Origin of the sequence: Leptospira borgpetersenii serovar Javanica (assembly GCF_003046425.1) — a bacterium.
Classification (GTDB): Bacteria; Spirochaetota; Leptospiria; order Leptospirales; family Leptospiraceae; genus Leptospira; species Leptospira borgpetersenii.
On the sequence record NZ_QAJG01000004.1, the window covers coordinates 100,001 to 113,393 of the forward strand.

Annotated in this window: 12 protein-coding genes and 1 pseudogene; 4 read left to right on the plus strand and 9 right to left on the minus strand. The window is 38.7% G+C overall.

What is annotated here, in order from left to right; genetic code table 11:
- Positions 1–397: 397 nt before the first annotated feature.
- Both CLV95_RS04345 and CLV95_RS04350 read right to left on the minus strand, forming a co-directional pair.
- The gene (locus tag CLV95_RS04345; protein WP_002732428.1) at positions 398–886 is read right to left on the minus strand and encodes an immunity 26/phosphotriesterase HocA family protein; all 489 of its coding nucleotides are present in this window, start codon (positions 884–886) and stop codon (positions 398–400) included.
- A gap of 148 nt (positions 887–1,034) precedes the next feature.
- Positions 1,035–2,807, minus strand: a complete 1,773-nt coding sequence (locus tag CLV95_RS04350; RefSeq protein WP_016561343.1) for an apolipoprotein N-acyltransferase — start codon at positions 2,805–2,807, stop codon at positions 1,035–1,037.
- A 189-nt stretch (positions 2,808–2,996) separates the two neighbouring features.
- On the opposite strand from CLV95_RS04350, the gene murA reads away from it, so the two are divergent.
- Together murA and CLV95_RS04360 are read left to right on the plus strand one after the other, a co-directional pair.
- Entirely contained in the window at positions 2,997–4,295 is a 1,299-nt protein-coding gene (gene murA, locus CLV95_RS04355; protein ID WP_002721370.1) for a UDP-N-acetylglucosamine 1-carboxyvinyltransferase, read from the plus strand.
- Positions 4,292–4,999: a 4Fe-4S dicluster domain-containing protein gene (locus CLV95_RS04360; RefSeq protein ID WP_002721403.1), complete on the plus strand. Its 708-nt coding sequence runs from the start codon at positions 4,292–4,294 to the stop codon at positions 4,997–4,999. The genes murA and CLV95_RS04360 overlap by 4 nt, the downstream gene beginning before the upstream one ends.
- Positions 5,000–5,415: 416 nt before the next feature.
- Here the strand turns inward: CLV95_RS04360 and CLV95_RS04365 are convergent, their stop codons facing one another.
- From CLV95_RS04365 to CLV95_RS04390, 6 genes are all read right to left on the minus strand, one after another.
- Positions 5,416–6,147 (minus strand): esterase/lipase family protein, encoded by a 732-nt coding sequence (locus CLV95_RS04365; protein WP_016762560.1) that lies wholly within the window; start codon positions 6,145–6,147, stop codon positions 5,416–5,418.
- Between the two features lie 439 nt (positions 6,148–6,586).
- Positions 6,587–7,075, minus strand: coding sequence for a hypothetical protein (locus tag CLV95_RS04370; protein WP_002721389.1), 489 nt, complete (start codon positions 7,073–7,075; stop codon positions 6,587–6,589).
- Positions 7,076–7,084: 9 nt separating this feature from the next.
- Positions 7,085–7,405 carry an LIC13255 family lipoprotein gene (locus CLV95_RS04375; protein WP_016749379.1) on the minus strand — a complete coding sequence of 107 codons (321 nt, stop codon included), beginning with the start codon at positions 7,403–7,405 and terminating at the stop codon, positions 7,085–7,087.
- Positions 7,406–7,713: 308 nt separating this feature from the next.
- Positions 7,714–8,271 (minus strand): LEA/WHy family protein, encoded by a 558-nt coding sequence (locus CLV95_RS04380; RefSeq protein WP_002721418.1) that lies wholly within the window; start codon positions 8,269–8,271, stop codon positions 7,714–7,716.
- Between the two features lie 4 nt (positions 8,272–8,275).
- Positions 8,276–9,295, minus strand: coding sequence for a zinc-binding dehydrogenase (locus CLV95_RS04385; RefSeq protein WP_002721388.1), 1,020 nt, complete (start codon positions 9,293–9,295; stop codon positions 8,276–8,278).
- Positions 9,292–9,618, minus strand: coding sequence for a (2Fe-2S) ferredoxin domain-containing protein (locus CLV95_RS04390; protein WP_002721413.1), 327 nt, complete (start codon positions 9,616–9,618; stop codon positions 9,292–9,294). Before CLV95_RS04390 ends, CLV95_RS04385 begins: the two co-directional genes overlap by 4 nt.
- A gap of 513 nt (positions 9,619–10,131) precedes the next feature.
- Here CLV95_RS04390 and CLV95_RS04400 point away from each other — a divergent pair.
- Positions 10,132–10,599: an LIC13259/LIC11441 family protein gene (locus CLV95_RS04400; RefSeq protein ID WP_002732541.1), complete on the plus strand. Its 468-nt coding sequence runs from the start codon at positions 10,132–10,134 to the stop codon at positions 10,597–10,599.
- Positions 10,578–11,560 (plus strand): annotated as a pseudogene (locus CLV95_RS04405) (hypothetical protein). The gene CLV95_RS04400 and the pseudogene CLV95_RS04405 overlap by 22 nt, the downstream one beginning before the upstream one ends.
- Positions 11,561–11,883: 323 nt before the next feature.
- Here CLV95_RS04405 and purF read toward each other — a convergent pair.
- The gene (purF, locus tag CLV95_RS04410; protein WP_002724420.1) at positions 11,884–13,356 is read right to left on the minus strand and encodes an amidophosphoribosyltransferase; all 1,473 of its coding nucleotides are present in this window, start codon (positions 13,354–13,356) and stop codon (positions 11,884–11,886) included.
- Positions 13,357–13,393: the final 37 nt, after the last annotated feature.

The window sequence follows — 13,393 nt, forward strand, 5'->3', positions numbered from 1 at the left end:
TCGAGCGACCGTAGAAGCGAGACGCTGAGTTTAAGGAAAGCGTTGTGCTTTAGTTTCCAACGCGATCCGTAGTTCCCACATTTGAAACGTTAGAACAACATCCTTATTTAAAATACTTTAAAGTTTATTAGAATTATTAAAAAGTTCAATAGTTGATCTAAACGAAATCATTTCAATAAAATGAAAATTAATTTTTCAACAATTCTATTTTACTCATCCCTATAAAATTGAGTATCTCAATGTTTATCACGAAAGATCGTTTCATGTAAGTAATGTAAAGGGACTCAGCGTTTCGCTTCTATAATCAATTGAAACTATAGATGATTGTTGTACAATGTTCCATGCAATTTATTGACTATTAATACTTTATTATACAACTCCGAGCAGTGAAGAAATTTTAAATCTTCTTTGATACTGACAATTCTTCCGCCAGAACACGAATCACATCATAACCCCAAGTAGAAAAAGTGGGATAAAGATCCGATTCATCTTTTGTCAAAGGCCGGATTTCTTGATATCCTTTCATCAATTTAGAAGTTCCCGACTGATAACCATCCTGAGATTTGAAAAAATCCGGTTCTATTTTATCCAAAGATAAATTTCTATACCCGATTATCATTCCATTCAATCCGGTTTGATGGATTGTTTTAATATGAACTTGACCTTGTTTTATAGTTTGTTTTCCAGCCAAATCGTTTTCTTTTGGAACGACTTCTCCAATCCAATTCATCAAACCTGCCAAAAACATTTTCGTTTCAAAAGGATGAACTTCGATGACTCTTCCACAGGCAAATTTCCCGTTATTCAACGGAATTACCCAAAATTGACCTGGGATCAAAGATCGATTGGATTTTGGAACAAACGGATATTTGACCTCATTTAACATTTATTAGTTTATAATATAAAATATTCGCTCTTTTTTTAGATTCAAATTTCCTTCTAAACAAACCCTAAAAAACGAATCTTCAGATTTATGTGCGCTTAAACAAAATACGAATAGGTTCAAATCCATTTTTCCTAAAAGAATTTTTCAATTAGGAGGACTTTCCCCTTCGAATTCCGATCAAAAGATTGAGATAATAAAGTCCCGTTAAAAAAAGCATCAACCAAGGAACTATATTTCCGTATTGAGTATAAAATGTAGGCGGAGAATCAATCACTTCGATCGTTTCGGAAATAGTTTCCGCAGTCATTAATCCTGTTTTTTTATCTCCTACAAATCTTCCCAAATGGTCTATGTTTGCGGAAATTCCCGAATTCGTAGAACGCACCATCCATCTTCGAAGTTCGATCGAACGCAATCTTCCGAGTTCCATATGTTGATCACTTTCGGTCGTTGTTCCATACCATTTATCGTTTGTAAGATTCACGATAAATTCAGGATTTCCCGCGGTCCTAAATTCTCTTACAAACTCAGGAAGAATTACTTCGTAACAAATCAAAGGAAGAAATTTACCAGACACCTGAACTTCCGTCTTCGCCGCCTCATAATAAGAACGAATCGCCTCGTGACTCAAATTTTCCGTATCATTCCAACCCAAATGTAATCCCTTCGGCGACTTATCTTTATCGGCGGGAGTATAATATCGAATCAGGTTATGAGTCAAACCCGGTTCAAATCTTCCGGTTTGTTGGCTGAGTTCGTAGAGAAAATCAAAGGGCATATATTCCCCGAACATTAAAAGAAATTTCTTTTGGTAGGAATCCCTTCGATCCCCGTTCGGATCGTATAATACGTTATTATTATAATATCTTAAATTACGAGCGCTTGGTTCCCCTTTATATCTAGCGTCAATTTCGTTAAAAAACACGTTGGCCTTATATCGATTGGCAAGTAAAAACATCAAAGAATCGAAACGATGCCAATACAATCTGCGTGTAACCGTCGTAACCGTCGTATTGTGGGCCGAAAAAAACGGAACTCCCGCTTCGGGAAGAACGATAAGATCCGGTTTTTTTTCCATTTTTTTGACACCTTCATCGGTCAGCTTTTCGATCCGAACCATAAGAGATTCGATCGACTCTTTGAGTTCCCTTCCATCTCTAAAACTCAATGGAGCATTCGGCTGAACGATTAACACACTTAAGGATTTAACGGGCTTTACATTCTCCCATTTTTTATAAAGGACAAAGCCTGAAACGATAAAGCTCAAAAGTAAAAGAACAGGTAATGATACAAAACGAAAATATTGTTTCCTTTTTTCTTTGGAATGAAGGATTTCCTTCCAATACCAAGGATTGGATTGAAAGAGAGTGTAAGAAACAACAAATACCAAAAAACTGATTCCGTAAACTCCAGTGATCTCCACGTTCTGTGCGAGGATGATATTTCCGGCCGCAAGATTGCCCCAATACCAAGGAAACAGCTGAGGTCCCACTAACTCGGACAAAAGTCCGCAAAAACCCGCGACCCAAATCGAATGACGGCCGACCTTTCCCGAAAGAAAAGAAAAACTCATCATAAAGATCGGAAACTTTAAACTGAATAAGGCGCCGGCAAGCAGAAGGATAAGAACCGCAACCATATACGGAAAATCTCCGAAGGTGATCGACATGTGAACAATCCAATGAAAAGAGATTGTGTAAAAAACGATTCCGACGATAAGCCCTTGGTAAAATAATTGTTTATACTTTCCATGGTATTTCAAACTCAACCAGAAAAAACCGAAAGGTGCAATCCATACGAAGTGAGTCAGAGAAACTGGAGCAAATGCTAAGAAAGAAAAAAAACCGGTCCAAAAATAACAGAATATGTTGAACCAGATTGTTTTCTGGAACTTCTGAAAACGATTGTGTAAATTATTCATGAATAAAACGTTTATCTCCTCTTTGGAACGAGAAGTCAACAGAATTCATTTAGAACGGCACTTGATTCAATCGAATGCGACCATTTCGGAAAAGCGAGTTTGAAACAAGCCAAAATCTGAAATGAAAACGATTTGAACGTAGTGTTACAATTCGATTGCCAGAAAGACCGTATCCTACAGCTTATCATTATGAGATCTTCGTATTTCAAGATCATTGGAAAAACCCCTCTTCATGGAACAGTGGTTCCACAGGGAAATAAAAATGAAGCTTTGCCATTACTCGGTGCAGTTTGTATGGTTCCGGGAACCGTTCGTATTAGCAACATTCCGGTTATCTCAGACGTACTCATGCTCATGGAAGTTCTCCGCCACTTAGGTATGGAAATCACCGAAGAAGAACCTGGAACTTATACTTTCAAACACGACGGTAATCTAAAGAACCAACTTCCCGAAGAGCTTTGTTCTCGCATTCGTGGCGCCGTCACTTTAGCGGGTCCGATTCTTGCGATTACGGGAAGAGTTTTCTTACCGAAGCCTGGAGGAGATAAAATAGGAAGAAGAAGATTAGATACTCATCTTCTCGCGTTACAAGCATTAGGCGCCAATATAGAAGTTTTTCCGGACGGTTACGAAATTAAGGCAGACCAATTGAGAGGAACGGATATTCTAATGGACGAGGCTTCCGTAACCGGAACGGAAAATGCAGTAATGGCTGCAGTCCTTGCGGAAGGAGTCACGATTCTTCGACATGCGGCGAGTGAACCTCATGTACAAAGACTTTGTCATTTTTTAAACTCCGCGGGAGCAAAAATTTCTGGAATCGGTTCAAACATCCTTACAATCGAAGGAGTAACCTCTTTAAAACCTCCCACAAAAGAACACAAAATCGGATCGGACTATCTCGAAGTCGGCTCGTTTATCAGCTTGGCCGCTGTCACGGGCGGAGAACTGATGATTCGAGATGTAGAACTGGAAGACATTCGTATGATTCGAATGGTTTATTCCCGGCTTGGAATAGAGGTACGCCCACATGAAAACGGAATCCTAGTTCCTTCCGACCAAAAGATGGAAATCATTCCAGATTATCACGGAGCTACTCCTAAGATAGACGATTCTCCCTGGCCGGGTTTCCCCGCGGATATGACCTCGGTTGCTCTTGTAACCGCAACTCAGTGTAAAGGAACGGTTTTGATCCACGAGAAAATGTTCGAATCCAGACTTTTCTTCGTGGATAATATCATCGCAATGGGAGCCCAGATCATCCTTTGCGATCCTCATAGAGCCATTGTTATCGGACATTCCAGATTGTATGGACAAAAGGTGGCCAGTCCGGACATACGCGCCGGGATGGCGATGATTATTGCCGCTCTTTGTGCGGAAGGGACGAGTACTATCCATAATATAGGTCAGGTCGATCGAGGTTTTGAAAATATTGATACTCGTCTGCGTGCGTTAGGTGCAAGAATCGAAAGAGTAAACGCAGATTGAACCGAAAAGATTTTTTTAAAAAAGGTTTTGCGAAGATATTCGACTTCGCTCAGGAAAATGCGGCGGATCTAGTTTCCGGTTTTCAAGAAATCGTTTCCGAAGATTCTCCCTCTTCCAAACCGGTGAAAAATCAACAAACTCAAACCGGATCAGCTCTCAAAAAAACAAAGGCAAAAAAATCTTCGAAAGAAGTTGAATTCATTTTTCCTCAACAAATCAAACCGAATCGAAAACGAAAAATCCGAAACGTTCAATCCCCGCCAGGAGCATTAGACAAGACGGAGTTCTTCAAAAAATGCACGGGTTGCGGAGATTGTATTTATGCCTGTCCTTACAGCGTTTTGTTTCCCGTTTTTGACGAGACCACGGAAAAACATATTCCTCGAATGGATGTCAATCTCAACGCTTGTATGCTTTGTAAAGATTGGCCCTGTATCAACGCGTGCAAGGACGAGGCCCTGCTTCCTTTGAGCGGTCCTCCCAAATTCGGACAGGCAAAAAGATTTTTCGAGTTCTGTATCAACTTTAAAACTGGAGAACTCACTTGTTCCAATTGTAAGGACAGTTGTCCCGTGGAAGGAGTCGTCAACTTTAAAGGAAATAAACCTTCTTTCTCAAAAAATTGCACAGGTTGCGGTCAGTGTGTTAGTGCTTGTCCTACGTTTCCGAAAGCGATTCGAGTCGAGCAAGGGCATACAAACTAATTAGAATTTCATAAATCTCCTTACTATTAATTTCTAATAAATCTGAGCTCAGAGCAAAAACCGAACTTTTATAAAACTGAATTTTTCCGTAAAAAGTTAAACGCTGGAACGACAAGAAGTCCAATGATAAAAAAGCTTATACGCTTATAAGAGATATAATTTGTAGGAACTCTTACAAATCGCGATTTTATTAACATATGCTGAAAGTGTAGGAATTCACACGTAGAAAGTTCTCTCGTATTTTCTTATGTCGAATTCACGTTAATTAGAGCCCGTCTCAAAACTGTCTTCTGTGGGAGCGGCATTGCCGCGACACTGTCCTTAGTCCTCTGAATGTAGGAGTTCCTACATCCGAGGTTTTGGGGCAAGTTCTTAATTTATGATAATGCGAAAATCATACTGAATTGATCTCCTTTTTACTCAGATTTTAAAAACTCACCTGTCTGAATAAAATGTAAGGAAGCTTCTTGCACTTCTGTAGCATCCATTAGAAAAGTATGAGTTTTATCTACTAACAGAAAGTCCTTCATATTTGCCAACTTACTCTTATCAACCGAGACCCTCCCGTCGTCATCGCCTGGTATGATCATGGAAGAAATCGGATCTAACGTTGAATTTCCCATGATTACTCCATATTCAAAATTCGGAATTCCAAGAGAATTTACAAAGCTCATTTTATTAGTTCCTAATTCTTTTAGCATTGGACCTAGTAAATAGTTAATGAGTGAAAATTGTGAAAGAAAATCCGCAACCTCACTGCCTCTATTAGGAGGAGCCAACATCACTACTCTTCCGAGATTTTTTAAATGATATTTTCCTAAAAAGTATCTAACGACCACTCCACCGGCAGAATGAGTAACAAAATGAATTTTATCATGATTACCACAATTTGATTGGACTACTGGTAAAACATAAATATCTGAAATTTCTGCAATCTGATTTACCCGAGAAAGATAGTCAACATAATGAACTGAATAACCGTACTTTAAAAAATAATCCCCTATTTTCTTCAAATGAGACGATGATCTTAAAAATCCATGAATCAATACGACACATTCATTCGATTTATAATTACGTTCGGCGTTATTGTCCTTACTAAAAACGCTTATCGAGTAAAACAGGATCACTGCGTAAAAAACGATTCTCATACAATAGAACAACTTTATTAAAATACAATACTTTGCAAAGAGGTAGAAATTATCAAAAATTACGTTCAACTTGGAATTGTTGGTATTTTTGAAGAGATTCTATATTCCAATTTTTAAAACAAGCTTGTTATAGTATATTATTAATTTTGATGCGTTCGAGTTACAACATTTCCACAGATCACAAATTATCCAAGAGCCCGTCTCAAAACCTGAAGAAAAGTCTCTAAATGATCCGACAAATTTCTAAAAAATGCGGGAGTTCCCACATTCAGAGGATTGGTGACAGTGTTGCGGCAATGCCACAACTACAGAAAGCAGTTTTGGGACGGATTCTAATATAATAAATTCCTAATTATTCGTTTTAAAAAATCTTAAAACCTATCTGAAAATGATCGGAATCAACGTTTTAAATAAAGATAAAGTATTTTTAAGATAGGTTTTAGTAACCCAAATTTTTCCGGATCTTTTCGGGAATATCTTCGAAATGTCTGTATTTATGTTTTTTACCGTCCGGAAAAATCACATAATAAATTCCGTTTAAAATTTCCATATAATACTTACCGGCCTTTTTTTCTCCGGTAGCGCGATGATCCATTTCTTTCACCATTCTTTGATAACGGGAAGGAAGAGTCTGCCAAGAACCGTAGACTTCGATTTCACCGCCCGTATTGACGGTATAAATCCCATTCTCATGCATAATCTTAATCCCATTGTAATCGAAGACTTCCAAAACATTTGTTTTAGGATTTTTATTCTCTCCGGAATCAGAAATTCGATTGATAGAAAAGTTTAAATCATCCTTAGGAAAAGAGTATTTTACGATCGAATTATGAGCGTTTTTTTCTTTTCTCCTTACAAAAAGAAGAAACAGATAAATAAAACCCGCAAACAAAAGGCTCAGTACAAAAAACCATTCCGCAGATTTCATTTTATTTCCTCAATATCGAAACTCAATCGACTTACAAGTCGTCGGAGTGGCATCCGTGGAAACGGACGCCCAAGACTGACAACTTACCGCAAGGACCGCATTCACACAAAGATCGATTTCTTTTTTTCGAGAACGCCCTGGAACAAACGCGGTAAGTCTCCGATTTGTATTACAAATTACGTCTTTCGATTCATACGCAGAGATTAATTTCGTATTCGCTTCTTCAAACGTATAAAAATCTTCATCCGTATTTCTCTGATAACATCCAATACTCGGAAACAAAGATAAAATAAGAATTGTGAATCTGAATTTTTGTATCATACATTTCATGCTTATTTCAGTAAGCTTCGGTAGCAAATCAGATTTCATCTGGGACTTTGCGGATATATAAGTTCAAAACCTATCAACTCTTAAGTGAGGTAGTTTGAAGAAACTCGCATTTTATCCAAGACCAAAGTATAATTTCTTTTATATTTTCGAGATAGTTGTAAAGCAACTTCACGTTGTTTTTTCAAAGAATTCGTTTTAAAACTCAAAAAAATATCTTGAATTCCCGCAAAAACAGTAGCTGCAGTAGAATCCGTCTTGAATCAGCAATTTACGAATTTTAGAATGTTCCTCTTATCGCAAAAAAAATTTCAAATTCCCAAATCACCTTTCCTCGTTTTTAAAGGGATCTTTTCGTTCACCGGAATCTGAACAGAACCGAAAATCGTTTCATATTCGAAGCTTCCTCGAATCGAAAAATTGAGTTCCTTTCCCGACAACCCCGCCTGTAAAATTCCTAAAGCGATTTGTAGAAGATTACGATCCATTTTCTTTTCAAAAAGGGTTTCCACTTGAAGGTCTACCGTTTTCTTTTGTAGAATGGGAACGGTTATTTTCTCTTCGGATTGTACTCTCGCAAATACGGATTCCTTTTCGGCGTCATCCAGAATGAAAAAAGAAAGGTCAAATTTATGAAGAATTACTTCGGTCTCGTTCGGATTCGTGATTTCAACTTTTGCTAAAAAAACAATCTTAGGCACAGGTGGAAAAGAAATCAATTCCGCCTTTAAAGTTTCTAAAGACAAAACCCGAAAACTACATTTCTGAAGAGCCTTGTAATTGTCCTTCAAAGCGGAACAGGAATGAAAAATCGAAATTCCGCATAAAAGAATCAATTCGATTCGAAGTATAGAATATACATTCCTCAATTTCTCAATTACCTTCCGTAAATAAAGTCTGAATCAAAACTTTTCCCTTGGTCATATTGGCAGAGTAATAATCAACCGCCTCGATCGCTTTTTCCAAAGGAAATCTTGCGGAGATATCGGTTTTCAATTCTTTTTTAACCAAAGATTTTAATTGTCTTGAAAGTTTCCAGATTCTGTACGGAGTTTGTTGCGGAGCCCAAGCGGAAAGCCAAAATCCTTCCAACTTCTTATCTTGGAATATCATCATTCCTGCATGAATTGGAATCTCTTTTTCCGAAAGCCCTCCATAGACAATCGCACGACTTCCGTAAGGCATCGCTGACAAAACTTTGGATGTCAACTCTCCTGCAACTGCATCCAAACAGACTGTGGCATTCAGTTCTTTAGAAAGAATTCGGAGCTGTCTTTCGAAGTTTGAAGTTTCCGAATTTAAAATATATTCCGCCCCGACCGCTTTCAAAACCTCTTCCTGTTCGGTCTTTCGAACGATATTGATCACTTTTATACCTTTGCGAGCTGCAATCCCCACGACCATTTTTCCTAAAGCACTCGCGGCGGCTGTTTGAACCAAAGCTTTGGCCCCTATTTTTTGTACTCGCTCTACCAATACGATTGCCGTAATCGGATTCACATAAAGACAGGCTCCCTGTTCTAATGAAAGATCTTTTCCGATCGGAAGACAAGCAAAAGCATCCGTAATCATATATTCCGCGTAGACACCGTCTCCTCGTCCGGCAGTACATGCGACATTCTTTCCTTTTAAATAAGAGGCGTAAAAACCACCGCCGGAAGCGACAACGTTTCCACTTCCTTCAAAGCCCGGAACAACTGGAAGTTTTTTTTTAATTCCGTAAAAACCTCTTAAAAACATTAAGTCGGAAGGATTGATCGGAGCGGAATGCATACGAATCAATACCTCTCCTTTTTTCAACGGGCGAATCGTCTTATCGACAATGGTTAACCTGTCCTTATTTTCACCGTATTCTCTGAGTTCTAATGCTTTGTACGTTTTAGGGAGATTCATTGATTTTCCTTTATGATCAAATGTTCTATTTTTTCCATTTGTTCAGATTGTATATAATATTTTAAGAATATATCTACGTCTTCCTCAGTCCTCAAAGAAAACCATCTTCCTTCCGGATAACTCACCTGAACGGGACCTAACTCACATCGATCCAGACAACCGGCTCTCTGAATTCTCACTTTTCCTTCTATCGAAAGATCCTTCATTTTTTTCTTGAGGGAAGCCAATAACTGAATCGAACCGGAACGACCGCAAGAAACCCTCTCTCCTTCAGCTCTCACATTCTCACACACAAAAACGTGTTTGGTATAAAAGTTCGGCATTAAGTAAGAACCTCGACTTTCATTTTCAGTAGAATCCGATCCCCGGTCGATTGTGCAACCCGTTTCCTGAGAAAGAGTCGATCGAAAAGCAACATAAGAACCCCGTCGAGTGACAATAGAAGCGAGACGCTTTAGTTAGTTCTATCGACCGATCTTTTTGATAAAGCAGAAAACTCAATGCGTCATTTTCTAAGAATCGTTTCCGCAGGTCTTGGGACGCGCTGTAAATAAACAAAGATTATCTTTAATCATAAAGCAGTATGATAATTTATCATTCTGAATGATTTTGATACGATTTGCTTCTTTTAAAAACCTGAGGAAATACGAAGAAACGCCAGGAATCTATCGCAAAAGTAACTTATAATGCCGAACAACGCATTCTAAACCAATGTAGAGAGTTTTTGAGATCGGTTCTAGTATTTTTTAGATTTTAAAGGATTCCGTACTTTACACCAAGGTTTTTTCAAGAATTGTAGGATTTAAGTTTACACGCTTTTATTGGAGATTTGAAGAATGCAGAAAATTTTAATCCTACTAATCAGTATTCTTGCCCTTTTATCCTCTTGTCAAAAAACTCCTCTCGTTATAACAGAATCTGAAAAAGACGTCTTACAACAAATTCTCGTGGAAAACGAATCCATTCATAGTTTTTTAATGAAAGAGGAAGGTAAAATTCCCGACACGAGCAAATTGATCTCTCATATCAATGCACTCATTTCCTTAAACGGAGGACTTAAAAGTTCGGCCGAAAAGATGAAAAATTTTCTACAAGACAAAGATACGAAAGACATCGAAAAGTTCTTTCAAGCCTATTCTTCTTTCTCTGAAAACCTTGCAGATAGTCTAAGACTTGCAGGTGGAACCGGAGTTTTTAATCGATTCTATTGTCCGATGATAAATAAAACCTGGGTGAGTCATGGAACCAAAATTCAAAATCCTTACGCTCCCGAAATGAGAGATTGTGGGGATTTAGTCCGGTAAAAGTGGAAGTTTAGTCTGGATAAAGAAGTCAAAATATGTTGTAAAATCGGTACTTCTCTAGGGGAGCCGTGCCTTGCTAATTGTAGGCAAAACCTATTACCCAACGAATGGAGTCGGGAAATTCGGGAATCCTGTATAGCGAGTGAAAAAATGCAGGCATTTGCCGAAGGAAAAATCGGAATCAACGTCGGCGCTTCCGCTTTTTTACAAGCTCATCCTATCGTCTTGGAGAAATTTATTTCCAAAGGACCGGTTTTTTTCGAAGTTCTAAGATATTTTCTCACACTTATCGAGCCCCAAAAGGTCAAAGAGACCATAGACTCATTCGGCAATAAATTACTTTATAAAATAATAATTTATGAATATGGAATATATAAACAAACCGAGGACGAAAGAAGAAGCCTCAGAAATACCACTTCTTTTTTGGACTTAAAATTGAACGCGTATTGGAGTTCGCTATCTCCAAAAAGAATATGCAGTTTTATCTCATACTGCCTGAAAGAAGCAAAAGATCCGGAATTTGCTTCTCAATTTTTAACCGTTCTTCCTCCGGAAGCGGTTTCCGATCTAAGAAATCTCGCGGGACTGAACATAGAAGAAGAAAAAGAGCTCTATCTTTCTCTCAAAGACGGAATCTACGAATTACCGATTCAAAGTCCGGGAATCTATCGACATATTCTGAAATTATTCGAGGACGATCCGGAAATTTTTTTGATCCTATCCACAATGGAGGAACTTGTTCTAAGGAAACAACAAATCATTGAATCCTCGCACGTAATTCTAGAAAAATACAAATCCGGCAAACTCAATCATCAATCCCTGTTCGGAGACTTATCCATCTTAGAACCGGAAATTACGATGGAAATCTTGGGAATATTTGAAGAAAAAGGAATTTTAGGAAGATCCGAAAAAAAACCTCATTAAAGAACTCCTTTCCAAACACAAAAACCACACTCCTTGAACATAATGTAACGTGAGTTCGGCACAACGAATGTGAAAGTCATTATTATTCTGTGATCTTAGAAAGCACTTTAGTTTGAAAAATTCAGGTGAAACGCTTTTTACGAAAGCGCTTCAATTATCAAATTTGCGAGCACTCGCCCGAACTTTTTTACAGCGCGTTCCAAAACACTAGCTTACTTTGTCAGAAAGATCAAGCTGCAAGATTCTGTCCCAGTTTCGGGACAGAATTTTATATCGAATTCACGTTAATGTGAGAACGATCATGCTCTATAAATTTAATAAAAGATAAGAGCCCGTTGATACGGAATGTCGACGACTCGTTTAATAAACGGCCCTTTCTTCTACTTGGTATTCTTTAAAAAGACTTTTTTGATTTCCTAATTCACTTTGAAACTCTACGGGATATTGAGCCGTGAAACATGCGTTGCAAAATCCGCCGCCCTTATGATCCATTACCGCACGATTCATAGATTCAACCGAAAGATAAGAGATGGTATCCACCCTTAAATACTTTCTAATTTCTTCGATCGTATGAGTCGCGGCGATGAGCTCATTGTGCGTCGGAATATCAATTCCATAATAACAAGGCGAAATGGTAGGAGGTGCGGAAACTCTAAGATGGACCTCCTTAGCGCCCGCGTTTCGGACCATCTTGATAATCTTTCGGCTCGTAGTTCCTCTCATAATGGAATCGTCTACTACGATCACTCTTTTTCCTTCGACTACGTTTCGAACCACGTTGTATTTGATCTTTGCTCCAAAATCCCGAATCTTCTGATCGGGTTCAATAAAAGTCCTACCGATATAATGAGAACGAATCAAACCGGACTGATAAGAAATTCCGGATTCTTCCGCATAACCTAAGGCCGCAATGTTCGCAGAATCGGGAACCGGAATCACAACGTCCGCTTCGACCGGCAATTCTCGGGCTAAAAATCTTCCTAAATTCTTACGAACCTTATAAACAGATTCTCCGAAGATACTGGAATCAGGTCTTGCAAAATAAATATATTCAAAAATACAAAGACTTGGAGTCGCTTTCGGAAACGGATAGTAAGAATTAACTCCGTTCTTATCGACTACAATCATTTCGCCCGGCCCAACGTCTCTTTCATACTTTGTATCCGTGATATCGAAAGCGCAGGTTTCGGAAGCAAAAACGATGGACCCGTCTTCTCGGCGGCCCATCACCAATGGACGAAATCCGTTTGGATCTCGCACTGCGATCAATTGGGTTTTCGTCAGAATAACAAGAGAATATGCACCTCTTACCTTTTTGAGAGCAGAAGAAAGTGCGGAAAGAAAATCTGTTTCCCCGGAACGAGCCATCAAATGAACGATCACTTCCGAATCGATCGTAGTTTGAAAGATACTTCCTTCCTTTTCTAGTTGACTTCTAAGTTCCCAAGAATTGACCAAATTTCCGTTGTGAGCCAAAGAAACAGCTCCGAGATGAGATTCGACTCGAAGAGGCTGAGCATTTCTTAAAAAACTCGCTCCGGTAGTAGAATATCGATTATGCCCGATAGCAGAAGCCCCCTGAAGTTCTTTGAGTTTAGCTTCCGTAAAGATGCTGGCTACCAATCCCATACCCGCGTATCGATAAAGATGCTCTCCGTCCGAGGAAACGATCCCGCTAGATTCCTGGCCCCGATGTTGCATCGAGTAAAGACCTAAATATGTGAAATTAGAGGCTTCCGATGAATTAAATATACCAAAAATCGCACATTCATCTTTTGGTTTGTCATCCTGGGCTTGTCTTCTTACTCTGGATTTATCGGGAATTCGACTCATTCTCTGCCTCTTAAGCTCAAAATCTCAGGTCGCGTTT